The organism is Endozoicomonas sp. ALB091, assembly GCF_049310265.1.
Taxonomy (GTDB): domain Bacteria; phylum Pseudomonadota; class Gammaproteobacteria; order Pseudomonadales; family Endozoicomonadaceae; genus Endozoicomonas.
In genome coordinates this window covers 264,287-287,376 of sequence record NZ_JBLYNQ010000003.1, presented here as the reverse complement: position 1 = coordinate 287,376, position 23,090 = coordinate 264,287, and the positions used below count along the sequence as shown (strand labels likewise).

The 23,090-nt window shown below is 49.6% G+C and carries 19 protein-coding genes; 13 read left to right on the top strand and 6 right to left on the bottom strand.

The genetic code is table 11. From position 1 onward, the window contains the following. Nucleotides 1-56 precede the first annotated feature (56 nt). The 3 genes from ACO6UX_RS04205 (at nt 57) to ACO6UX_RS04195 (ending at nt 2,080) form a co-directional block, all read left to right on the top strand. Nucleotides 57-290: a hypothetical protein gene (locus ACO6UX_RS04205; protein WP_422445136.1), complete on the top strand. Its 234-nt coding sequence runs from the start codon at nt 57-59 to the stop codon at nt 288-290. Between the two features lie 157 nt (nt 291-447). Then, nucleotides 448-729 carry a hypothetical protein gene (locus tag ACO6UX_RS04200; protein ID WP_422445134.1) on the top strand — a complete coding sequence of 94 codons (282 nt, stop codon included), beginning with the start codon at nt 448-450 and terminating at the stop codon, nt 727-729. A 931-nt stretch (nt 730-1,660) separates the two neighbouring features. Then, nucleotides 1,661-2,080, top strand: coding sequence for a hypothetical protein (locus tag ACO6UX_RS04195; RefSeq protein ID WP_422445132.1), 420 nt, complete (start codon nt 1,661-1,663; stop codon nt 2,078-2,080). A 363-nt stretch (nt 2,081-2,443) separates the two neighbouring features. Here the strand turns inward: ACO6UX_RS04195 and ACO6UX_RS04190 are convergent, their stop codons facing one another. Beyond that, complete coding sequence (locus ACO6UX_RS04190) at nt 2,444-3,247, bottom strand: 5'-3' exonuclease H3TH domain-containing protein (protein ID WP_422445130.1); 804 nt, start codon at nt 3,245-3,247, stop codon at nt 2,444-2,446. Nucleotides 3,248-3,401: 154 nt separating this feature from the next. Between ACO6UX_RS04190 and ACO6UX_RS04185 the strand changes: the two genes are divergently transcribed. Genes ACO6UX_RS04185 through ACO6UX_RS04170 form a run of 4 tightly spaced genes read left to right on the top strand, consistent with a single transcriptional unit; the run spans nt 3,402 to nt 8,600 of the window. Further along, nucleotides 3,402-4,610 (top strand): O-succinylhomoserine sulfhydrylase, encoded by a 1,209-nt coding sequence (locus ACO6UX_RS04185; RefSeq protein WP_422445128.1) that lies wholly within the window; start codon nt 3,402-3,404, stop codon nt 4,608-4,610. 57 nt (nt 4,611-4,667) lie between these two features. After that, nucleotides 4,668-5,570 carry an AAA family ATPase gene (locus ACO6UX_RS04180; protein ID WP_422445126.1) on the top strand — a complete coding sequence of 301 codons (903 nt, stop codon included), beginning with the start codon at nt 4,668-4,670 and terminating at the stop codon, nt 5,568-5,570. A gap of 11 nt (nt 5,571-5,581) precedes the next feature. Then, nucleotides 5,582-6,574, top strand: a complete 993-nt coding sequence (locus ACO6UX_RS04175; RefSeq protein WP_422445124.1) for a DUF58 domain-containing protein — start codon at nt 5,582-5,584, stop codon at nt 6,572-6,574. Next, entirely contained in the window at nt 6,567-8,600 is a 2,034-nt protein-coding gene (locus tag ACO6UX_RS04170) for a transglutaminase TgpA family protein (protein WP_422445122.1), read from the top strand. The genes ACO6UX_RS04175 and ACO6UX_RS04170 overlap by 8 nt, the downstream gene beginning before the upstream one ends. Nucleotide 8,601: 1 nt before the next feature. Here the strand turns inward: ACO6UX_RS04170 and ACO6UX_RS04165 are convergent, their stop codons facing one another. From ACO6UX_RS04165 to ppnN, 3 genes are all read right to left on the bottom strand, one after another. Beyond that, nucleotides 8,602-9,078 carry a YiiD C-terminal domain-containing protein gene (locus ACO6UX_RS04165; RefSeq protein WP_422445120.1) on the bottom strand — a complete coding sequence of 159 codons (477 nt, stop codon included), beginning with the start codon at nt 9,076-9,078 and terminating at the stop codon, nt 8,602-8,604. 108 nt (nt 9,079-9,186) lie between these two features. Continuing rightward, entirely contained in the window at nt 9,187-11,778 is a 2,592-nt protein-coding gene (gene acnB / locus ACO6UX_RS04160; RefSeq protein ID WP_422446135.1) for a bifunctional aconitate hydratase 2/2-methylisocitrate dehydratase, read from the bottom strand. Between the two features lie 265 nt (nt 11,779-12,043). Then, the gene (gene ppnN, locus ACO6UX_RS04155; RefSeq protein WP_422445118.1) at nt 12,044-13,420 is read right to left on the bottom strand and encodes a nucleotide 5'-monophosphate nucleosidase PpnN; all 1,377 of its coding nucleotides are present in this window, start codon (nt 13,418-13,420) and stop codon (nt 12,044-12,046) included. A 373-nt stretch (nt 13,421-13,793) separates the two neighbouring features. Between ppnN and yfcD the strand changes: the two genes are divergently transcribed. Continuing rightward, nucleotides 13,794-14,321 (top strand): NUDIX hydrolase YfcD, encoded by a 528-nt coding sequence (yfcD, locus tag ACO6UX_RS04150; RefSeq protein WP_101748594.1) that lies wholly within the window; start codon nt 13,794-13,796, stop codon nt 14,319-14,321. Between the two features lie 35 nt (nt 14,322-14,356). Next, the gene (locus tag ACO6UX_RS04145; RefSeq protein WP_422445116.1) at nt 14,357-14,971 is read left to right on the top strand and encodes a riboflavin synthase subunit alpha; all 615 of its coding nucleotides are present in this window, start codon (nt 14,357-14,359) and stop codon (nt 14,969-14,971) included. Nucleotides 14,972-15,275: 304 nt separating this feature from the next. On the opposite strand, the gene lon is transcribed toward ACO6UX_RS04145, so the two are convergent. Continuing rightward, nucleotides 15,276-17,702 carry an endopeptidase La gene (gene lon, locus ACO6UX_RS04140; RefSeq protein ID WP_422445114.1) on the bottom strand — a complete coding sequence of 809 codons (2,427 nt, stop codon included), beginning with the start codon at nt 17,700-17,702 and terminating at the stop codon, nt 15,276-15,278. A 488-nt stretch (nt 17,703-18,190) separates the two neighbouring features. On the opposite strand from lon, the gene ACO6UX_RS04135 reads away from it, so the two are divergent. From ACO6UX_RS04135 to rarD, 3 genes are all read left to right on the top strand, one after another. Then, on the top strand, nt 18,191-18,796 hold the full coding sequence (locus tag ACO6UX_RS04135) for a chalcone isomerase family protein (protein WP_422445112.1): 606 nt from the start codon (nt 18,191-18,193) through the stop codon (nt 18,794-18,796). A gap of 152 nt (nt 18,797-18,948) precedes the next feature. Continuing rightward, the gene (locus ACO6UX_RS04130; RefSeq protein WP_269674461.1) at nt 18,949-19,233 is read left to right on the top strand and encodes a ComEA family DNA-binding protein; all 285 of its coding nucleotides are present in this window, start codon (nt 18,949-18,951) and stop codon (nt 19,231-19,233) included. 147 nt (nt 19,234-19,380) lie between these two features. Continuing rightward, a complete protein-coding gene (gene rarD / locus ACO6UX_RS04125; protein WP_422445110.1) occupies nt 19,381-20,295 on the top strand; it encodes an EamA family transporter RarD in 915 nt (304 codons plus the stop codon). Between the two features lie 7 nt (nt 20,296-20,302). On the opposite strand, the gene ACO6UX_RS04120 is transcribed toward rarD, so the two are convergent. Then, complete coding sequence (locus ACO6UX_RS04120; protein WP_269674460.1) at nt 20,303-20,518, bottom strand: hypothetical protein; 216 nt, start codon at nt 20,516-20,518, stop codon at nt 20,303-20,305. Between the two features lie 477 nt (nt 20,519-20,995). On the opposite strand from ACO6UX_RS04120, the gene ACO6UX_RS04115 reads away from it, so the two are divergent. Continuing rightward, the gene (locus ACO6UX_RS04115) at nt 20,996-23,086 is read left to right on the top strand and encodes a Sip1-related alpha-galactosidase (RefSeq protein WP_422445107.1); all 2,091 of its coding nucleotides are present in this window, start codon (nt 20,996-20,998) and stop codon (nt 23,084-23,086) included. Nucleotides 23,087-23,090: the final 4 nt, after the last annotated feature.

Sequence of the window (23,090 nt, the reverse complement as noted above, 5' to 3'; positions counted from 1 at the left end):
TGAATGGCTGAGCTATTTGCCGAACATAAAAGGATGCTGAGTCGAGCATCGGCCACTTGCTGCAGCCAGCGGGCTTTTCGTCTTTTGACCTGCGCACATCAACGGTGGTGGCCTCCAGCACGGCCTGTTTTTTTTTCTTTTCGCTGATGCATCACCCTTTGAAGCACATCGACATGTGGATGTTAATGTTTGCCTCTGGTTTTTCGGCTGGCAACCAAGGCTTACGGGTATTAGGGGATTCTGTAAATAGCTTTACCCCACCCATTTTGTTGACAAAAATCCTTCATTGAATGAAAGAAACCTTTTTCACCACTCAATGATGGAGATTGATTGGTACATGCTTGTGATTTTGTTGTGCAATTGACGGGTTGTCCGTTTGGCTGACTCATCCAATATGAGGAGTTGAGGGATCCTAGACAACATGACGGATTAACCCGGGGATTTCCTGTGCATTCAGCGCTTTTTGCATTAAAAGCGCAGGGAGCCTTGCATCGGGAGTTCAACAATTTCTCATCTTCTGATCTAAAGATCGGGGCTTTGGTGGTCAGGGCTTCGGTGGTCGGGGCTTCGGTGATCGGGGCTTCGGTGGTCGGGGCTTCGGTGGTCGGGGCTTCGGTGGTCGGGGCTTCGGTGGTTGAGATATTGGTGGCCATGGTTTCGGTGGTTACATTTCGGGAAGACAGCGCCTTTGCAACAGGAGCTGCTGCACCCAACAGGGTTAAGCCATAAATGCCAGCAGACGCAGCCCCAAGCAACCCTATGGTTGCAACTGCTGCCAGAAAAGGGTGACTGACAATCCATTTAAACACCTTGGTCCCACAACTCCGACCATCCTGCCTTACACCCGATTCAGTATCGTTTCTTGGAGCTTGTGCGTAATTATGAAGCGCAATATCTGAACAACTTGCTCGATCCATAATAACACTCCTGATTTAAAACTTTGTTGGTAGCTGGCATCACGCAGATTTGTAGACCCGTGGATCAGTAAAAAGTTCACGTAGTAGAAGTGACATTATGGCCGGTTACTGTTGGTAATCCTTTAGTAGTGGGAAATCATGAAAGCTCGCAGAACTGTTAGGCTCAATGGCAATAAAAACATACCCTTACAGAGCAAAATACAAATCCAGTGTTTTATACAAAAAAGATGCTGAGTCGAGCATAGGCCACTTGCAGCAGCCAGCGGGCTTTTCGTCTTTTGTCGTGAGTACAGTAATGGTGGCCTCCGGCACGGACCTGTCTTTTTTCTTTTCACTTTTAGCGGGTTCGAAGGGGGCAGCCTCGCCAGGGGCTTGTGGAAAAATCGAAGTTGGGGATGATAATGTTTACCTATGTTTCGGCTGGAAAACGAACTTGCCGGATTCGGCACGGTGGTTACCCTGACAATCAGGGCGTACGGGTATCAGGGATTCTGTAAATAGCTTTACCCCATCCTTTGGATTGGCAAAGTTTATCTACTGTATCATAGCGAAATCCACTACTATCTTTGCCAACACGATCTGCGCTAATGAATAATGAAGAATTATTGGTACATTCTGATGATGAGGCGCATTTCAAATATGTAACGTCAGGTTTACTCCAATCTCCGGTTCGTCCGTTTGCCCAGCTGAGCCAATGTGGGTTGAATTTGTCACAACATATCGGTCTAACATGGAAATTTTTTGTGCATTCAGCGCTTACTGCTTTAAAAGCGCAGTTGGGAGCCTTGCAAAGGGAGTTCAAGTCTTTCTCATCTTCTGATCCAAAGATCGGGGCTTCGGTGGTCGAGGCTTCGGTTGTCGGGGCTTCGGTGGTCGAGGCTTCGGTTGTCGGGGCTTCGGTTGTCGGGGCTTCGGTTGTCGGGGCTTCGGAGGTCGAGGCTTCGGTTGTCGGGGCTTCGGTGGTCGAGGCTTCGGTTGTCGGGGCTTCGGTTGTCGGGGCTTCGGTTGTCGGGGCTTCGGAGGTCGAGGCTTCGGATGTCGGGGCTTCGGTTGTCGGGGTTTTGGTGGTCGAGGTATTGGTTGCCAGGTCTTTGGCGGTTACATTTCGGGCAGACAATGCCGTTGCCACAGGCGCTGCTGCACCCAACAGCGTTAAGCCATAAATGCCAGCAGACACGGCCCCAAGCAACCCTACGGTTGCAACTGCTGTCAGAAAAGGGTGACGGACAATCCATTTAAACGCCCTGGTCCCACAACTTCGATCATCCTGCCTCACAACCGATTCAGAATTGTTTTGTGGAGCCTGTCGGTAACTCCGAAGCTCAATGCATGAACCTGCTCGATCCATAATAACACTCCTGACTTTAAACTTTGGTAGATGCGACATGCTATAGATCAGCAGACTTGTAGATCGGTAAAAAGTTCATGTAGAAGCGATATTATGACCGGTTACTGCCGGTAACCCTTCGTCTCTCAAATTTCGTTTTTCCGGGCTTCGTGACAGCGTCGGGTCCCGGTGTGGTCGCCTAACCCTGAGTTGTCTCCTGGTATCGAAGGTCTTTTAAGCTCAACCCTAACGCCACATCATGCTGTAACGTTGCCAAACGTACCGATAGCTCGGCTTGTTCTCTTTGCTCCAGTACCTTTTTCAGCGCACCTTTCACCTTTTCCCCATGTGCCACTTCAGGCTCGAATATCCCATGCAAACTGCCAAACCGGCTAAGTAGCTCAGTCGCGCCTTTCTTTCCTACGCCTTCAACACCGGGAACATCGCCAACACCCGCCATACCCCAGTAGTCCAGTAACTTTTCAGGGGGCATTCCATACTCTGTGCACACAGAGGCACTGTCAAAATTCACTTTCTGGAAATGATCCCGCTGTATGACCAGGGGCGAATGCAACAGCTGCCGGTATGTCTTATCCGTTGACAGAATCACCGTGTTGACATTGACGGCAATGGCCTTGTGGGTAATGGCACCAATCACGTCGTCAGCTTCTATGCCGTTACGACGAAATGTCATTAATCCCATCTCGCGGAAAGCACTATTAAATTCAACCAGTCTCTGTCGTAAGACTATCGGCATCGGCTTGCGCTGTGCTTTATATCCTGGCAGAAGCTGGTGTCGCCAGGTAGGAGGGTCGCCATCAAAGACCATCAGAATATGGGTTGGGTTACACTCTTTGATGGCTCTTTGCACGGATGCCAGTGTTGCAGATAATGCCCCATCCACCTGTTGGTTGTCATCGGCCCGGGGCTCCCTTGAGGGAATGGCCGCATGGATGCGACGTATCAGGTTCAGAGCATCAATCAGAAGCAGTGTTGGTGCCATATTGTCGGTTGATTCCAGCGGTGAGTATTTCCGTTTGACAATGATAACGGAAATTTGCTCAAAGCAGGCTGTGGATTTGTTCTGTGTTCTGGTATGTTAACGGACTGGCAAAGGTATAAATTACAAAAAAATACGCGGTAATTCAGGAAGTTCCATGAATGATCATGATTTGACTGAGACTTTGGCATTTGCAACTCAGTCCATCCGGGCAGGTTCGTTTCGCAGTGATCAGCGTGAGCACAGTGAAGCCATTTATCTGAGTTCAAGTTTTGTTTATGACAGTGCTGCCCATGCTCAGGCAGTTTTTGCCGGGGATGAACCGGGTAACGTCTATTCCCGTTATACCAACCCTTCAGTCCAGATGCTGGAAGCGCGCATGGCGGTGCTGGAAGGCAGTGAGATTAAAGACGACATTACCGCCTGTGCCACGGCTTCTGGTATGGCCGCTATCCTTGGCACCTGTATGTCGCTGCTGAAAAGTGGTGATCATGTCGTTTGTTCCCGCAATGTATTTGGCACAACATTCACTGTCTTTGCCCGGTATTTTGCTAAGTTCGGTGTGCAAACCACATTTGTTGATCTGGTGGACTATCAACGGTGGCAAGAGGCGATGACACCACAAACCCGTCTTCTATTTCTGGAAACCCCTTCTAATCCATTGAGTGATGTGGCTGATCTTGAACGGCTGGCGGATATTGCTCACAGTCACGACGCCTTGCTTATGGTGGATAACTGCTTCTGTACTCCGGCCCTGCAACGTCCACTTTCTTTTGGTGCGGATCTGGTGGTGCATTCGGCCACAAAATACATTGATGGTCAGGGACGTTGCCTTGGAGGCATGGTGGTTGGCAGAAAACAGCTCGTGGATGAAGTCCACTTATGGCAGCGGTCTGCGGGGGCAACCATGAGTCCGTTCAATGCCTGGGTGTTTTATAAAGGGTTGGAGACACTCTCTGTGCGTATGGACGCGCACTGTCGAAATGCTTCGGAATTGGCACTCTGGCTTAGTCAGCATCCGGCTGTGGAACGCGTTCATTATTCCGGGTTGAACTCCCATCCGGGCCATGAGCTGGCGAAAAAACAGCAGCAGGGTTTTGGTGGCGTGTTGGCCTTTGAAGTGAGCGGTGGTCGGGAGTCCGCCTGGAAAGTGATTGACAGTGTTCAGATTATGTCCCGTACTGCCAATTTGGGGGATACCCGGACCACCATCACCCATCCGGCAACAACAACACATTGTCGTTTATCCGATGAAGACAAAATAAAGTCAGGCATTACAGAAAGTCTGGTTCGTATTGCCGTTGGTCTTGAGAATATTGATGACCTGAAAGCCGATCTGGAAAAGGGACTCAGGCAGTTGTTGTAAGCCCAGTGCTGCCCGGGGATGGCGCTTTTAATAAGAACAAAGCTGGAATCATGATTTATGAACTCAACGCTGCAGAACTCTCTGGACGCGCTGTCTGGTGTTATTCGGGGTAAAGACCGGGAACTTCGGTTGGCATTGTGCTGTATGTTAGCCCGGGGCCATCTGTTAATCGAAGATCTGCCTGGTATGGGGAAAACAGCACTGGCACTCTCACTGGCCCGATTGCTGGGGTTGGAGTATCAGCGAATCCAGTTTACCAGTGACCTGTTGCCGGCCGATATTCTGGGCGTTTCCATTTTTGATCGGGCATCATCTGAATTCCAGTTCAAGCCGGGTCCTGTGTTTTCCCAGCTGCTGCTGGCGGATGAAATTAACCGCGCTTCACCGCGAACCCAGAGTGCACTTCTGGAAGCCATGGAAGAACGACAGGTGACCATAGAAGGGCAGGGCATATCGCTGCCTGAGCCGTTTGTGGTGATTGCCACCCAGAATCCGTTGACACAACAGGGAACATTTCCACTGCCAGAATCGCAGATGGACCGCTTTTTGATGTGTATTCCCATGGGATACCCGGATACCGACTCAGAAAAAGCCATTCTCCGGGGTGAGGCCGGGCGATTTCTGGTCAGCCAGCTGGGGCAGTCAGTGACACCAGAGGCGTTTCTGTTGATGCAGCAGGAAGTCGATAACGTCCACGCCAGTGATCTCTTGCTGGATTATGTGCTGCGATTACTGAAGGCCACCCGTGAAGAGGGTTATTTTGCCGTTGGTTTATCCCCAAGGGCGGGTTTGGCATTGTTACAGGCAGCCAGGGCCTGGGCCTATATAGACGGCAGGGACTACCTGATTCCGGAAGATATTCAGGCCGTGTTTGTCCCGGTTGCCACGCACCGGCTGACCATGCAGAAACAGGGTATATCGCCCGGTGAACTCCTTGCCCGTATTAATGCCATGGCTTGAGTGGTTCATCAATGAAAGACTCACTTGTTACTGCATCCCGGCGTCGGCTGAACCAGCGTTTTCAGCAGTGGGCTGATCAGCGCACACCCAGAGCAACTCGAATTCAGCTTAACCAGCGTCGTATTTATATTGTACCGACAGGCTCGGGATTTTTCTGGCTTTCCCTGGTGCTGGTGATTTTTCTGGTGGCGGTTAATTACCGTAATTCACTGGCTTATGGTCTCTGCTTCTTTATGCTGAGCCTGTTTTTATTAGCCATTATTCATACGTGGCGTAATCTGGCCGGCATTACCCTGGTGGCCAAGAGGGCAGAAGCCGGATTTGCCGGTGAGCGGATACCGGTTTCGATAGAATGTCTCAGTGAACGGCGGCCGCGTTATTCTATTGCTATTGGCTGGCCCGATACCGAATCCGTTGTCGTGAGTTTTGACAGCGATCGTGAGCAGGGCTTGCTTGCTCAGGCTGGATTGCGGGGATGGTTCCGGCCCGGGCGACTGCGTATAGAAAGTATTTACCCTTTGGGATTATGTCGGGCATGGAGCTGGGTTCGTCTGGATTTTCACTCGCTGGTTTATCCGGCTCCGGATGATCGATACCCGTTACCGGAGAATGAGACCACAGACGATGGTGAGCGGTCATTGACGACATCAGGTTCTGAAGAGTTTGCCGGATTCAGAACTTATCAGCAGACAGATACCCCTTCCCATGTCTTCTGGAAAGGCTATGCCCGAACAGAAGAGCTGTTGACCAAGCAGTTTGATCAGCCATCAGGCCGTGAACTCTGGTTTTCCCTGGATCAGGTGCCGGAAGGAGATCTTGAGCAAAAGCTTTCGGTTCTGACCGCCTGGTGTTTGCAGTGTGATAAGCAACAATATGCCTATGGTCTGGCACTGGCAGGGCAGCAACTGGCACCATCAACCGGTGAGGTACATTTAAAGCAGTGCCTGGAGATGCTGGCGTTGTATGAGCTGGATCAGGGTATGGCTGGAGGAATAAATGGATAGCCCGGCTGTTTCCCGTTATGCCACGCTCTGGCTTCTGGTGGCACAGGTTATGGTGGCATTGCCGGTGCTTGAGGTCCTGCCCATTGCGGTGCTTCCTCTACTGGTGCTTACCCTGATGTGGCGTGCACTGATCTGGTTTGGCAGGGGCTCCTGGCCATCAGATCTGTTAAGACGTCTTTTGGTTGCCCTTTCCCTGGTCATCATCATTACGTCCTCGGGTTGGCAGTTTTCACTGGAATTGGCTGTGACCTTCCTGGTGACGGGTTACGCGTTGAAAATGCTGGAGATGAAGATCCGCAGAGATGCGTTGGTGATCGCCTATATCGGCTTTTTTGTGGTGGGGGCCGGGGTGATTTATTCCCAGTCCCTGATGCAGGCGCTATACCAGTTATTGTGCCTGGGTGTGTTAGTCGCAGCGATTCATGCGATGTATTTGCCAACATCCAGTGCTTCCGCCAGTTTCTCCATAAAAGGCAGTCTTCGTTTTTCCGGCCTTATTCTGCTGCAAGCCCTGCCTTTAACGTTGGCTCTGTTTATTTTTGTTCCCCGTCTTGGTCCATTATGGGCAGTGCCCTGGCCTGAAGGAGAAGCTAAAACCGGGCTGTCTGACGCGATGCAGCCAGGTGATGTGGCAAGACTCAGCCAGTCTTATGAGTTGGCTTTTCGGGCTCAGTTTACGGGTTCTGTACCACCGGCCGGGGAACGTTATTGGAGAACGCTGGTTCTTGATCAGTACGATGGTGAGCGGTGGTGGCAAAGTGACCTGATACGTTTATTAAATCAGTTCCCGGGAGAAATCGATGATGAGCGAGACTGGCGGGGTAGATTGCCAGTGAATGATGGCTGGTGGCAGGTTCAGCCAGGGCAGTATAACTATGAGGTGTTATTGGAGCCCAATGGTCGACAGTGGCTTCCCGTTCTCGGGATGGCTGCAGTAGCGGTTCCGGAAACAACAGTTTTGAGAACCTTACGACTGGAAGCAGATAAGCCTGTTTTTGAACGACGCTTGTATCAGCCTGCGCAACAGAGCGTGGTTGCGAAGACGATGACTATGCCTTCCTGGTTACTGGCTCTTAATAAGTCTTTGCCTGACAATGGTAACGCCCAGAGTCGTATGTTGGCGCAACAGTTGTTTGCCCAGTCTGGCCGGGATCCGGTTACCATGGGACGACGGGTAATGGACTATTTCAATCAGGAGCCTTTTTACTACACACTGTCGCCACCGTTGATGGAGCAGAATGAGGTCGATCAATTCCTGTTTGTCCATCGCAGAGGGTTTTGCGAGCACTATGCCAGCAGCTTTGTGTTTATGATGCGCTCGGTGGGGATACCAGCACGCATCGTGACCGGTTATCTCGGAGGGGAGTACTTACCCGAAGAAAAGGTGGTCAGAGTACTTCAGCGAGATGCCCACGCCTGGGCGGAGATTTGGGTTGAAGGGCAGGGGTGGATTCGATTTGACCCCACCGCAGCGGTAGCACCGGAACGTATTGAGCTTGGCATTGATGACATGATTGATCAGGGTGGATTGTTGCAGGGGCAGATTCCTCTGGCTTATCGTTTGGGTCAAACCGGCTTTTTCAAGTCGGTTCGACAGGGTTGGGAGCGACTTGAGTACCGCTGGCAGAAGTCTGTGGTGCAGTACCAGCAGGAAAAGCAGCAGTCTTTTATGAAGGAGTTGTTTGGTACTTCGTCTTTTTACTGGCAGCAGGTCGGTGTGCTCGGTGCATTATTAGCGCTGTTTCTGCTGCTTTTTGGGGTCTTTGCTCTCTTTCAAAGGCCTGCGCTCAATCCTTATCAAAAGCTCTGGTTACGACTGGAACGCAAGCTGGTTGCCAGGGGTTTTGAACGCCAGACAGGGGAAGGGCCTAAAGATTTCGCATTGCGAGTAAACGCTGAAAATGACGCGTTGGGTGCGCAACTATTATCGATTGTGGATCTCTATATTCAGTCGGCCTACTCGGGACGGGTGAAATTGGATAAACCGTTGCTTGATCAGTTGAGCAAGATGATCAAGCAACTGTAAGTTACTCAGGCATCGCCACATAAATGCCTTTGTAGGTTGCGATGTTTATGGATGACTGCTCTTCTTTCTCTGTTGAATATAATTCAACCGTTAATTCCAGTTTGGCATTGCGGCGCTCATTCAAACGATCAAAAAACCTGTCGGGAACCACGGCACTGCAATGGGCTGATATGCGGCCTTTGCCGGGAGCATGGTAAGTCAGTTGGGAATCGGCAATAACGGCAGCGCAGTCCTTTACACGTGTTCTGGCGTGAAGGGTGGTAAACAGCCAGCCACAGATGGTGGCCAGCGCGGCAATACTACCACCAAAAGCGGTTCCTTTATCGTTGATATTGGGTGCCAGTGGGCAGCTGATTACTAATTCTCCATCCTTGAACTGATCAAAACTGACTTCCATATTATTCAGTAGCGGGATGTTGTCTTTTATCCACGCGATCAGTTCTGGTGTGAAATGGGATTCTGGTGTTGCCGTGTCCATATTGCAGGCCATCACTCATCTGGTATCTAAATAACTATGATAAAAATAAAAAGCCCCTGATAACAGGGGCTTTTGCGTCGATTAACGCAGCAATGTATCAGCTGGGTATCAGCTGGCTTTAGCGATGATATCGTCAGCAGCCTTCTGATAAGACTCTACCTGGTCAAAGTTGAGGTAGCGATAGACGTCACCCGCCATGGCATCCAGGTTGCTGGCGTATGCCATATACTCTGCCACGGTTGGTATTTTGCCAAGAATGGCACCGACAGATGCCAGCTCAGCAGAACAGAGGTATACATTAGCGCCATCCCCCAGACGGTTGGGGAAGTTACGGGTAGAGGTAGAGAGTACTGTTGCGCCTGGCTCTACACGTGCCTGGTTACCCATGCAGAGTGAGCAGCCGGGGATTTCGGTCCGCACACCGTTGTCGTTGTAAATGTTGTAATAGCCTTCTTCTTCCAGCTGTGCCTTGTCCATTTTGGTGGGAGGCGACATCCAGAAGCGGGTCTTCAGTGGATCATGGTTCTGTTCCAGCAGTTTTCCGGCAGCACGGAAGTGACCGATATTGGTCATACAGGAGCCCAGGAACACTTCATCGACCTTGTCACCGGCAACATCCGACAGTGTACGGGCATCGTCCGGGTCGTTTGGTGCACAGAGAATGGGTTCCTTGATGTCTGCCAGATCGATTTCGATTACCTCAGCGTATTCGGCATCGGCATCCGCACGCATCATGGTTGGGTTGGCCAGCCACTCTTCCATCTTACGGGCACGACGTTCCAGAGTGCGGGCATCGCCATAACCTTCACTGATCATCCAGCGCAGCATGGTGATGTTGGACTTCAGATATTCAGTGATGGACTCTTCAGACAGGGTGATGGTACAGCCGGCAGCAGAGCGCTCAGCAGAAGCATCGGAGAGCTCAAAAGCCTGTTCAACGGTGAGGTTTTCCAAGCCTTCAATTTCCAGTACGCGGCCGGAGAAGGCATTTTTCTTGCCTTTCTTCTCGACGGTCAAAAGGCCTTGCTTGATGCCATAGAGTGGAATGGCGTGCACCAGATCACGCAGGGTAATGCCCGGTTGCATTTCACCTTTGAAGCGAACCAGAACAGACTCAGGCATATCCAATGGCATAACACCGGTTGCCGCCGCAAATGCCACAAGGCCTGAACCTGCTGGGAAAGAGATGCCCAGCGGGAAACGGGTGTGGGAGTCACCACCGGTACCCACGGTATCTGGCAGCAACATGCGGTTCAGCCAGCTATGGATGATGCCGTCACCAGGGCGCAGGGCGACACCGCCCCGGTTCATAATGAAGTCCGGCAGAGTGTGATGAGTTTCCACGTCTACTGGTTTTGGATAGGCGGCAGTGTGGCAGAAAGACTGCATAACCAGGTCAGAAGAGAAGCCCAGACAGGCCAGGTCTTTCAATTCATCACGGGTCATTGGTCCGGTGGTGTCCTGGGAGCCGACAGTGGTCATTTTGGGCTCACAGTACTGGCCAGGGCGGACGCCGGGCACACCGCAGGCTTTGCCGACCATTTTCTGGGCCAGCGTGAAACCATGGGTTGATTCTTTAGGGGGCTGCGGGCGGCGGAATATGTCGGAATGGCCCAGATCCAGTGCCTCACGGGCTTTGTCCGTCAGTCCACGGCCAATGATCAGGTTGATACGGCCACCGGCCTGTACTTCGTCAAGAATAACGTCGGATTTGAAGGTGAACTCAGACAGAACTTCCCCGGACTCAGAGAGAATCTTGCCATCGTATGGGCGAATTTCGATAACATCACCCATGTTTAACTTATCCACCGGGGCTTCAAACACCAGGGCACCGGCATCTTCCATGGTGTTGAAGAAAATAGGGGCTACCTTGCTGCCTATACAGATACCGCCAGCACGCTTGTTGGGCACACCGGGGATATCATCACCAAAGAACCAGAGCACCGAGTTGGTGGCAGACTTACGGGAAGAGCCGGTACCGACAACGTCACCCACGAAAGCAACCGGCAGGCCTTTGCTCTTGATGGCTTCAATTTGCTCAAGCGGGCCGGTGACGCCATGCTCTTCAGGTTCCAGACCATCGCGGGTCATCTTGTAGGCAGCACGAGCGTGCAGTGGAATATCCGGGCGAGACCAGGCATCAGGGGCAGGGGACAGATCATCGGTATTGGTTTCACCGGTCACCTTGAATACCGCAACCTTGATGCTTTCAGGCACGGCATCACGCCCGGTGAACCATTCTGCTTCAGCCCAGGATTTCAGAACGGCCTGGGCATTGGCATTGCCATCTTTGGCTTTTTCTTCCACATCGTGGAAAGAGTCGAACACCAGCAGGGTTTTTTTCAGCTGCTCAGCGGCAAGTTCACCCAGCTCGGTGCTGTCCAGAAGGGCTATCAGGGTTTCGATATTGTAACCACCCAGCATCATGCCCAGCAGCTCAACGGCTTTCTTGCTGTCAACCAGTGGGGATTCAGCTTCGCCCTTGACGAGGGCGGAGAGGAATCCGGCTTTTACATAGGCAGCTTCGTCAACACCGGGGGGAATACGATTTTCAAGGAGGTCCAGAATATATTGTTCTTCACCGGCTGGTGGATTTTTCAGCAGTTCAATCAGGCCTGACACCTGTTCTGCATTCAGCGGCTTAGGTGGGACACCTTCTTGGCCACGCTCTTCGACGTGTTTTCTGTAGGCTTCTAACACGAGTTCTACCCTCATCATCTGTGGCAGGCTCTTGGGCGATCCTTCGACAAACCTTTATGATCTTATGGGTCCGTCAGACGTTCCAAGGAAATCTTTACCAGTAGCACTGGTGGCGCGGGCAGTATAGCGAAAGGTGCTTTTCAAGTTAAGTAAAGACCGTAATAGCCACTATTTTTTCTGTGAATGGCTGTTTCAGTATTTGTGATTTACGCAGGCAGCATCTGAAGAAGCCGAAGCGGCCTCTTCAGGTGGAATTGACAAAAAGTCAGGATTCAATGATTTCGTAGCAGGGTTGGTAGTGGCTTCCGGGCAGTTTCATCCGGTGCTGATCAACAAACGATTGCAGAAGGGTGTCCATCTGTTGCATCAGGCCCGGTTCACCACTGAGCTTATAAGGGCCATGCTCACGGATCAGGTTAACACCGTCTTCCTTGATATTCCCGGCAACAATGCCCGACATAACACGACGGAGGTTGGCTGCCAGCTGGTGGGCCGAGAGATTGCTGTGCAGTTCCTGGCTGGCCATGTTTTCATGGGTGGGCTCGAAAGGCTGCTGGAACTCCTGGTCAATCTTTAGCAGCCAGTTAAAGTAGTAGGCATCCCCATGTCGACGACGGAAGCGGGTTACTTTTTCCAGGCCACGGGCCATGATTGTGGCAACCCTGGCTGGATCATTGACGATGATCTGGTACTTTTCCTGCGCCTCTTTGCCCAGTGTATTGCCAATGAAGTTGTCAATCTGTTCAAAGTAAGCTTCTGACCCGGCGGGCCCTGTCAGGATCATGGTCAGGGGAATGTCTGTATTGTCCGGGTGCAGGAGAATACCGATCAGGTAAAGAATCTCTTCACAGGTTCCCGGTCCACCCGGAAATACAATGATGCCATGCCCCAGACGGACAAAGGCTTCCAGACGTTTTTCGATATCGGGCAGGATAACCAGCTCATTGACAATCGGGTTAGGAGACTCGGCAGCAATAATGCCAGGCTCGGTCAGCCCAATAAAACGACCATGACTGATCCGCTGCTTGGCATGGCCAATGTAGGCACCTTTCATCGGCCCTTTCATCGCACCGGGGCCGCAGCCGGTACAGATATTCATTCTTCTGAGGCCCAGTTGATAACCGACCAGTTTCGTGTATTCATATTCATCACGGCCAATGGAGTGTCCACCCCAGCAGACCACGATATTGGGCGTCTGTTTGGTGATAAAGGCGTTGGCATTTCTGAGCACCTCAAACACCAGGTGTGTGATGTCGGATGAACTTCCGTGATCGAAACGCTTGTCGCTGGTGATCAGGGACGAAACATAGAGAATATCCCTGAGTACGGAAAACAGGTTTTCCCTGACACCCCGGATCAGTTTTTTATCAACAAATGCAGACGCCGGTGCATTGATCAGTTCTAGTTTCAGTCCACGGTGTTCCTGAACAATGCGGATATCAAATTCGGAGTAGGTTTGTAACAGCTCTTCTGCGCTGTCACCTTCCATCTCATCACTTAACACAGCCAGGGCGCACTGGCGGAACAGGCGATGCAGGCCAGCTTTGGTATTATCCTGAAGAATATTGACTTCCCGGCTGGACAGTACTCGCATGGAGCCAACCGGGTTAACAATGGCGGAGACTACATTAGGTTTACTCATTATGCCCCCTTAAAGGATGGTGTTCGGTGTCAGACAGCATTTTTTAGGTGGTTATGGCAGTAATGGATGCTGGTCAGGACAAAATTATATTTAACTAACTATCGGATCCTGTGGGTTGAAATCGAGTGAAAATTACAGTTTTTACTGATTGGGAAAATTAAAATTCCTATTGCCCTAAGCAAATTATACCGGTTTTGGTCGCTAATGATCAGTCTTGACGAAATGATACCGCTTTGACAGATTGGCAGAGATGCCACAAACGCCTTTGCCTTTTTGTTGAATGTTGACTGGTATTTTCTGTTTTCGATTACCAATAGCTTGATATAAGATGTTGCCACAATAATAAATGAATGACAGATAAGAGGAGATCTCGATGCCTGGCCAGCAAGAGGTGGAAGCGTCTGTGGAAAGCGTGGTGGTGGTTGATGACCATAATTTTGTTCTCGGGTCCGTTCCCAGGGGAAAGATGCGAGAAGAAGCACTCTGCCACAGGGCAACCTATATTTTTGTCTTCAATTCAGCAGGGCAGCTGTATGTTCAGGAGAGGACCCTGAATAAGGATATTTATCCGGGCTACTTTGATCCCGCTACAGGGGGCGTGGTTACTGAAGGGGAAAGCTACGATCAGGCGGCTGAACGGGAGTTGGCTGAGGAGCTTGGTATCGAGAATGTGCCCATCACTTCGCATTTTCACTTTTTTTTCCATAATGATGATTGTCAGGTCTGGGGCAGGGTCTACAGCTGTTATTATGATGGTCCTTTGACCCTCCAGGAAGAAGAGGTTGCCAGTGTGGTGCTGGAATCACCGGACGAGGTGCTGGCGAACCACAACCACCGAAATTATACGCCAGACAGTCTGGTTGCTCTTGAGAGACTGGTTCACTGTCTCAAAACATTCTGATGTAGGCCAACGTGTTTGGCGACGATAGGTAGTGTATGTTTACAGGTATTGTGAAGGGATTTTTTCCGGTTGGTCGAATTGAAAAATTCAACGAACTGAATCGTATTACTGTGCTGTTGCCGTCCACATTGCTGGAAGGCCTGGAAACCGGAGCCAGTATTGCAGTGAATGGATGCTGTTTGACAGTTACTGCTTTTGACCGGGAAAGTGCCACTTTCGATGTGATGAAAGAGACCCTGAGGGTTACTAACCTGGGGGCGTTGGGAGAAGGTGATAAAGTCAATATTGAAAGAGCTGCACGCTTTGGTGACGAAATTGGCGGGCATCTTCTCTCTGGTCATATTCACGATACGGTTGAGATTTGTGACATTAAGCAGGAAGAAAACAATGTGACAGTATTCTTTCAATTTGCTTCTGAATGGCAAGACTATATTCTGCCTAAAGGCTATGTGTCTCTGAATGGCTGTAGTTTGACTATTGGTGAGAAGGTTGAGGGAGGGCGCTTTTGTATCCATCTTATTCCGGAAACCTTAAGAATGACGTCATTTGGTACAGCGGAAGTTGGCGATAGAGTTAACCTGGAAATAGACAGCCAGACTCAGGCGATTGTCACTACGGTGAAAAGTTATCTGGAATCAACCAGGTTATGATATGTGTGGTGATATAGTTCTCTGAACCTTTTTATGCTTTCGCAGGGTTGCAAATTCTTGAGCTACAACCCTGTGTCGTTCCGGTATCTGTTTCCTCATTGTTTTTCTGCTATTTTAAAAAACTTTAATATGCTTATTACGTCTTATATATCATTTGAAAAATTTTGCCGCACGGCCCACAATAAAAGTGCTCACTAGCGTGTCCAAACGGGATTAGATCCCGCTGCTATTGTAAGAGTGATTAAGAAAGCGCCACCTGATCGGGTGGCGTTTTTTATTTACAGCAGAGTACGGCTGGCTCTACTTACTTTTTTCCTTTGCTTTTGCTGACCGCTGGAAATGCAATTCTATAGACGTCCTCGTATTGGCTGGCAAAATGCACAGAGATGCCTTCACGGATGTAATCCGGTAGCTCATCAAAGTCTCTGCGGTTATCTTCCGGAAGAACCAGGTTCATAATTCCCTGCCGTCGGGCAGCAATTACCTTTTCTCTGATACCGCCCACAGCCAATACTTTGCCTGTCAGGGTCAGCTCTCCGGTCATCGCCAGATTTTTCAGGGGTTTAATGCCTTTGGCCAGAGAGATTAAAGCGGTTGTCATGGTGACACCGGCACTGGGGCCATCTTTCGGGGTGGCACCTTCCGGAACATGGAGGTGTATAAATGCAGTTTTCAGAAAGTCTTCCTGAATACCCAGCTTTTTGGCGTGACTGGTAGTATAGCTGTAGGAGATTTCAGCCGACTCTTTCATCACCTCACCCAGCTTGCCAGTCAGTTTAAAACCGGCTCTTTGCTGATGTATCAGGCAGGCTTCAACAGGGAGTGTGGCACCCCCCATTGCGGTCCAGGCAAGACCGGTAACTATGCCAAGACCTTCCATGGTTTTTTCTTTACGAAAGTAGGGGGCTCCGAGAAAGTCTTCCAGATTTTTAGCCGAAACCGTCAGCTTGTGTTCATCATTTTCCAGGAATTTGACGACAACTTTGCGAATGATTTTTTGCAATAATTTCTCAAAGTGACGAACCCCTGCTTCCCGGGCATAACCATCAATAATTTTACGGAAGGTTGTATCTGAGATTTTAAGCTGGCTCTTTTTCAGTCCTGCTTTGTTCAGTTGTTTGGGCCATAAGTGATTCTTGGCAATCGCTACCTTCTCTTCGGTGATATAGCCGGACAGCCTGATTACATCCATTCGATCAAGCAGTGGTCCCGGGATAGTATCCAACTGATTGGCTGTGCAAATGAACAGGACTTTTGACAGATCAATTCTCATGTCCAGATAGTGGTCAAGAAACTCGCTGTTCTGCTCAGGATCCAATACCTCCAGCAGTGCCGATGCGGGATCACCACGGAAGGACGCACCAATTTTATCAATCTCATCAAGCATGATGACCGGATTGGAGACTTCTACTTCCTTCAGTGCCTGAATCAGCTTTCCGGGCATCGCTCCAATATAAGTACGACGATGTCCTTTAATCTCAGCTTCATCTCTCATGCCGCCCAAACTGAAACGGTAAAATTTTCGGTCCAGAGCTTTGGCGACGGACTTGCCAATAGAGGTTTTGCCCACACCCGGAGGGCCTACCAGCAACATAATGGAGCCGGATACTTCTTTCCGGTAAGCACCCACTGCCAGAAACTCAACAATGCGCTCTTTAACATCCTCAAGACCATCATGGTCGGAACTGAGTACGTTTCTTGCGTGATGAAGATCGAGGTTATCTTCAGAGTACAGGCCAAAAGGGACAGATGTCGCCCAATCGAGATAATTTCTGCAAACAGCGTATTCCGGGGAGCCGGTTTCCAGAATAGACAGCTTTTTCAGCTCATCATCGATTTTGCTCCTGGCACTTTCAGGGACGATCAGCTTTGCCAGTCTCTGCTCGAACTGTTCAATCTCAGCAGTTCGGTCATCTTTCGATATGCCCAGCTCTTTTTGAATGACTTTAAGCTGTTCCTTCAAGAAGAACTCGCGCTGATGATTACTGATTTTCCGGTTAACTTCCGCATTGATTTCACTCTGAAGGCGGGCGACCTCCTGCTCTTTGCGAATCAACACCAGTACCTTTTCCATCCTGCGTTGAACAGGGATGGTTTCCAGTACTTCCTGCAGCTCCTGTCCGGGAGCGGTGGTAATAGCCGCTGCAAAATCTGCCAGGGGGGAGGGGTCTTTGGGACTGAAGCGGTTCAGATAATTTTTCAGCTCCTCGCTGTACAGAGGATTCAGCGGGATAAGCTCTTTGATCGCCTGGATCAGTGCCAGTGCATAGGCTTTTACTTCATCACTGTCGTCTTCAGGGGTATCGATATAGTCGACCTGAACCAGGTAAGGAGGCCGGCGACGTAACCATTGTCGTATTCTGAAACGTTGCATTCCCAGGGCAATAAACTGAACCTGGTCATTGTCTGACACAATATTATGGATTTTGACAACGCAACCTACCTGGGGAAAATCTTCCGGCGCAACGTCTATGCCGGGCATTCGGCCAACAAAGCTGAGACCAACCGCTTTATGAGGGCTCTGGCCAACACGTTGCAGTGTTTCTCCCCACTCCTCATTGCTGAATACTAACGGTTGTACCTGTGCAGGAAAGAAAGGGCGGTTCGAAACGGGGATTAGATAGAGTTTGTCTGGTAGTGACTGGTGTGGAAGTACAAGTCCGGTACTGGTTTTTTGACTGTCTTCGTCCCCATCGAGCACTTCGGGGTTGTTTGGATCCTGATCTGTCATAGTCTGTCTGCAAAAGCTGGTTTAACAGGAAAGTCTGGTTGATATTCTGTTGCAAAGGTATGGTGTAGCGGGCTTTAAGGAAGCTTGGGCTAACCCATTACTCAGTGCTTCAACCTTGTGTTCTGGATAGTCTATTTTGAGGCTTATCCAGTAATTTCAATAGTCAGTGCACTTAAGTATGGTTTAGATAGTCAGGATTGGTAACGGGAATATTGGGCTGCTGACCAGTGGTAATGGAGAGGGTTTTATCCACTGCTCATGAAAGTTATGGCTGATGAAATGGTGACAATTTAATGACGGCAATCAGCCTCTGGAGTGACAATACAGGTAAAGATCATGGCAGCTTAAACCCTGTGCATAGTATGATTGCCTGACCTGCTGCGCTGGCGGCCAGGCTATGAAATGTCGAAGTGGTTACAGCTCAGTAGGCTGGAAGCTGCCAATTAAGTGGGATAGTATTTCCTGACAATAATAATAAGGTGTGTAGTATGCAAAACTATGACTCTTTTTATCGTATTCCTCTTTTAACTGCCTTGCTTATGTTGCTGTCATTGCCTGTTAATGCACTTGTCATTAATAAGTACGACCTGCCAGACACTATTGCGGCGGAGGGTGATAAGCCAGAGCTTAAATTGCAGGGTGCGGCAGTCAGGTCATGGTATCTGATGGTTAAAGGGTATATCGGTGCTCTTTATCTGGAAGAGCCGACCAGTAGCCCTGAAGAGATTTATGCCTCTGACACGCATCAACGAATGGCATTTGTTATGCTGGTGTCAAAAATGAGCGCCCGACGGATAGCCAATGCCTTTTATGAATCCATCCAATTGAACAGCCCACCCGATGAGCAGGAAGCGGTGAAAGAGGACCTTGAGAAAATCTTTACACTGGTTGATGGCTCAATGAAAAAAGGTGAACAGGCTGTGTTTGAGTACCTTCCGGGTAAAGGGTTGCGGATTGAAATTGCCGGTGATGAGAAAGGTATCGTTCCTGCCAGTAAAGAGTTGTTCAATCTGTTCCTGCGAGTGTGGATTGGTGAGACACCACCCAGTAAGCCTTTTAAAGAGCAGGTTTTGGGGGTTGCTCCGGCTGCGTGATAATTTGATCCGCTTATCTGCCCGGGATTTTTTGTCTTGCAGTTATCCCAGGCATTGCCTTGAATGTTCTTAAGGATGGTTTATTCAACAAAGCTGTTTTATAGACAATCTATCAATAGCGGATTAGTTATCAATTTTAAGGAGTCATTGATATGGATATCAAAACCCTCGTCTTTTTAGGTGCATCTTTTTTCAGTATCTCTGTCTTTGGGGCTGACCAGAAAGCCCGGTCTGGTGATCAGAAAGTTAATGTGAATCAGGCAAACATGGAGCAGCTGGACAAAGGACTTCTCGGGGTTGGGCCCCGTATCGCAATGGAAATTGTCAAGCATCGTGATCAGCATGGCCCTTATCAGAGTTTTGATGATTTGGATAAGGTTAAATACGTTGGCAGCAGAATGCTGGATAAAAATAAAAATCGTATAGTTTTTGACTGATCGGTCTGGCCAGGAAGCCTGGGTGAGTTCAGGCTTCTTCAGGTAATGTTTTGTCTCGGGTTTCGTTGCTTCTACAATGCAAAATCTGAATGGGCTGTTATTTTTCCTGGCATCCCGTGGATGCTATAGGTCTGATGTGGGGGATTTGTGAGAGACGCAGGAGTACAGTCTGGCCTGACGTTTGCCGTCGGGGCATTTGCTTTGTGGGGGCTGATCCCCATCTATTTCAAGATTGTTGAACAGGTGTCTCCTTTGGAAGTGCTTGCTCATCGAGTTTTCTGGTCATCACTTTTGCTGATTTGCTTTTTATCTTTTCGCCACAAACTGAAAGGGATTCTTGAGATAATAAAATCACCCCGGATACTGGGCTGGTTGGTTTTGTCGTCGCTGTTTATTGCTGGAAACTGGCTCTGTTTTATCTGGGGAGTGACCAATGACAGGATTCTGGAAACCAGCCTCGGTTATTACATCAACCCGCTGATCAGCGTTTTTTTTGGCTACTGTTTTCTGGGGGAACGTCTGACCCGATACCAGATGCTGGCGGTATTTATAGCAGCAGCGGCGGTATCAATGCAGATGTTCTTGCTGGGTAAACTGCCCTGGGTCGCTTTTGTACTGGCCTTGTGTTTCGGGTTCTATGGCTTGATCCGGAAAAGGATTAATGTTGATGCGACCTCTGGGCTGGCTATTGAGACATTGCTGTTGATGCCTCCCGCCGCTTTCTATTTCCTGTGGTTGATGGGTAATAATTTGCATGCTTTTCGCTTTTCTGATCCGGATACCAGTCTTCTCCTTGCCCTGTCCGGGTTTGTGACCACCATACCTCTGGTGTTGTTCAATATGGCGGCTCAAAAGTTGCCGTTGACTGTGTTGGGAATCATGCAGTATCTGGCACCGTCCATTTCATTTCTGGTGGGTGTGACAATTTATAATGAGCCGCTGGGTGTGGTGCAGATGGCTACTTTCGCTTTGATATGGCTCGCACTGGTCATTTTTACGCTGGATGGCCTGTTTCGACATAAGCGACAGCGTGAACGATTGGAAGTCCCTCACGCTGAGTAGGTCTGGTTTACTGTCTGTCAGGGGTGCCTTTTTCTTTACTTTTCTTGATAGAGGTTTTTGAGCGGGCTTTCCTGACCGGGAGTGATAGAGCCTGCTCTCTGGGCAGTACCCGGTAAATCTGTCGGTAGTACTCTTTTTCAAGGTCGCCAGGGGTTTCGGGAAGGGGCACCATACCCATCTGTCTGAGATAGGCTTCCATGCTGCTGAGTGATGGTTTGTTCATTGAAGAGTCCTGGATGATTCTGACAAAAGTAACGAAGACAAAAGATGTCGGCAGCAAGGCTTATTCCATTAAACCGGGTGCTGACTTGGAGCGCTAAATGGTATGCATACAGCATGCCATTTTTTTGACAGCGTGGTTTTCTGCTTTGTTCTACATGCCTGATGTATATTCTTTCGCTGTTTTGCTTCAGTTGCGCGGGGTTGAATGACTTAGACTCTCTTCACTCTAAAGCTCAGTCTGTGATTTTTGGTGTGTGCTATTGATAAAAGGTGTTACTTTCCGGTTGGTTTTCCTTGCTTGGGTAACATTTTCAGCGGTTTTCATCTTGCAAAATTTGCGTGCTAATCAGCTTATCGGGCTGTGGTTTTATATCACGGATAAGCAATTTATTAGATTTTCACTGCCGTATATCCGATTTTGAGAAATACTGTAGGCAAAGGATGACATTGTTCTTTCCAAGATGCAGTTGAGGCAGTTATGTATTCTCTTCGTGAAAAAGACCAGCTGGTAAATCTGTATTATGACCAGGCTTCAGTATGTCAGGGGATCACTGTTTATGTTCGTTTGGATAATGGTGAGGAATATGCTCTGACATGGTCAGAGCAGTCGGGGATATTTGTTCACGATGACTGGCTTTCTGTCAGGTTGTCTCTGGAGACCAAAGGAAGACAACTGTTGTTATCTCTGAATGCTGAGATTAGCAAGGGAGTCAGTTGGCCAGGGCGCAGTTGGCATCCCCGTTGCGCCGTCAGAATCAATATCGCCTCTCTGGGTGATATTTCCGGTTTGTGTGCCCATTATCTTTATAACAGTTGGTGGACACGGCCGCATTTTGATTGCGCCCTTAACAATCTGCCAGAGAAAACACAGTCTTTGCTGTACGGTCTGGGGGCAGAGTATCACCACCTGCTGGCCGTATGTGATGAGCAGGTTCGCTGTGAATTTCAGGGTGGGGACGTCGCTGGCATTGAGTTGGTGGCGGGTCCTTCAAAGTCGGGTGTTAGAGATTTTTCGGGCCTGATTGCCATTTATGGTGTCAGTACAGATCCGTTTTCACTGATCAATAACAATGTGCAGTTGGGGCGTCGCCATCTATCGTACTATTCCAGACCAAGAGAGCAGCGTACCTTGCCTGAGGTGTTTAACTATCTCGGCTGGTGCAGTTGGGATGCCTGTTATCTTGATGTGACTGAGGAGGCTGTTGCTGCAAAAGCTCAGGAGTTTTACTCCAAAAGGGTTCCGGTAAAATGGATGCTGGTGGATGATGGCTGGTCGGAAGATAAAGATCGTCGGCTGTTGTCCTGGAAGGAAGATCGGAAGAAGTTTCCGGCCGGACTTGCCGGTTTAAAGCAGACTCTTCAGGATGACTACGGTATTCCCTGGATGGGGGTGTGGCATGCTCTGACCGGGCAGTGGGAAGGTATCGATGCCGAAGCCAGCTTTCCTGTTCCTTTGGATGAGCTGGATTCATCAAGAAGGTTACCCCCAACCTCAGAAGGGGATGCATTTCGCTTCTGGCACGGCTGGCATGACTATCTGGCCCGGCAGGGCGTTGATTTCATCAAAGTTGATGTTCAGAGCAATCTTGCCAACCACTATAGATACCGGGATTTTCCCGGAAAAGTATCCCGGGTAGCGCATCAGGCCCTTGAAGCGTCAGCGGGGCTACATTTTAACGGACAACTGATCAACTGCATGGGGATGGCCAGCGATCAGTTATGGAACCGACCGTCATCAGCTCTTGCGCGTAATAGTGATGATTTTTTCCCAAAGAAAAGCGGTAATCTCCAGGAGCATGCACTGCAGAATGCCTATAACGCAGTGTTTCATGATGCCTTTTTTATAGGTGACTGGGATATGTGGTGGACCATTCACGAAGACTCTGATGCCCATGCGCTGCTCAGGGCGGTGAGTGGCGGACCCATTTATACCAGCGATCCGGTTGGGCAGACTGATGCAGAGCAACTGATGAAGCTGGTGTTTAATGATGGTCGGGTGGTTCGCTGTGACCAGCAGGGAAAGGTGGCTCGGGAACAGTTATTTGAAAACCCTCTCTATTCCGGGAAGTTACTCAAAGTGACCAATCGGATTGGGGCAGTGGGAGTCCTTGCCTTATTTAATATTGCCGAAGATCATCAACCGATTACTGAGCGCATCAATGCGTCCCCCCTGGAAAATGACAGTGGCGAATGGCTGGTATACTGGCCGACCCGACGGCAATGTTTCAGCCATTCTGAGTCGCCGGAAATACGGCTTGGGCAGAATGGGGCAGATCTGGTGCTGTTTTATCCTGAAGAGTCATTGGTCTGTCTTGGGCTGGAAGATAAGATTCTGCCAGCCTGTGCCATTGTTGATCAGGTGGTGTGCTGGAAAGACAGCGGTGTTCGCCTTGAAAGCCGACTCAGGCAGGGAGGCAGGCTGTTAATTTACAGTGAGCACCCGATTCTGGAGGTTCGAATCAACGGGCAGGATTATGAGTGGGAGGAGTCGGGTAATATGTACCTTATTGATTGCTCTGAGTGGGAAGATGAAATCTTTCTGGAATGTCTGGCCAGTCTGAAGTCCTAAGATG

Excerpts from the sequence above, each read along its gene's own strand:
- ACO6UX_RS04190 (WP_422445130.1), bottom strand. The coding sequence starts at position 3,247 with ATGGCACCAACACTGCTTCTGATTGATGCTCTGAACCTGATACGTCGC.
- ACO6UX_RS04185 (WP_422445128.1), top strand. The coding sequence starts at position 3,402 with ATGAATGATCATGATTTGACTGAGACTTTGGCATTTGCAACTCAGTCC.
- ACO6UX_RS04180 (WP_422445126.1), top strand. The coding sequence starts at position 4,668 with ATGAACTCAACGCTGCAGAACTCTCTGGACGCGCTGTCTGGTGTTATT.
- ACO6UX_RS04175 (WP_422445124.1), top strand. The coding sequence starts at position 5,582 with ATGAAAGACTCACTTGTTACTGCATCCCGGCGTCGGCTGAACCAGCGT.
- ACO6UX_RS04170 (WP_422445122.1), top strand. The coding sequence starts at position 6,567 with ATGGATAGCCCGGCTGTTTCCCGTTATGCCACGCTCTGGCTTCTGGTG.
- ACO6UX_RS04165 (WP_422445120.1), bottom strand. The coding sequence starts at position 9,078 with ATGGACACGGCAACACCAGAATCCCATTTCACACCAGAACTGATCGCG.
- ppnN (WP_422445118.1), bottom strand. The coding sequence starts at position 13,420 with ATGAGTAAACCTAATGTAGTCTCCGCCATTGTTAACCCGGTTGGCTCC.
- yfcD (WP_101748594.1), top strand. The coding sequence starts at position 13,794 with ATGCCTGGCCAGCAAGAGGTGGAAGCGTCTGTGGAAAGCGTGGTGGTG.
- ACO6UX_RS04145 (WP_422445116.1), top strand. The coding sequence starts at position 14,357 with ATGTTTACAGGTATTGTGAAGGGATTTTTTCCGGTTGGTCGAATTGAA.
- lon (WP_422445114.1), bottom strand. The coding sequence starts at position 17,702 with ATGACAGATCAGGATCCAAACAACCCCGAAGTGCTCGATGGGGACGAA.
- ACO6UX_RS04135 (WP_422445112.1), top strand. The coding sequence starts at position 18,191 with ATGCAAAACTATGACTCTTTTTATCGTATTCCTCTTTTAACTGCCTTG.
- ACO6UX_RS04130 (WP_269674461.1), top strand. The coding sequence starts at position 18,949 with ATGGATATCAAAACCCTCGTCTTTTTAGGTGCATCTTTTTTCAGTATC.
- ACO6UX_RS04120 (WP_269674460.1), bottom strand. The coding sequence starts at position 20,518 with ATGAACAAACCATCACTCAGCAGCATGGAAGCCTATCTCAGACAGATG.
- ACO6UX_RS04115 (WP_422445107.1), top strand. The coding sequence starts at position 20,996 with ATGTATTCTCTTCGTGAAAAAGACCAGCTGGTAAATCTGTATTATGAC.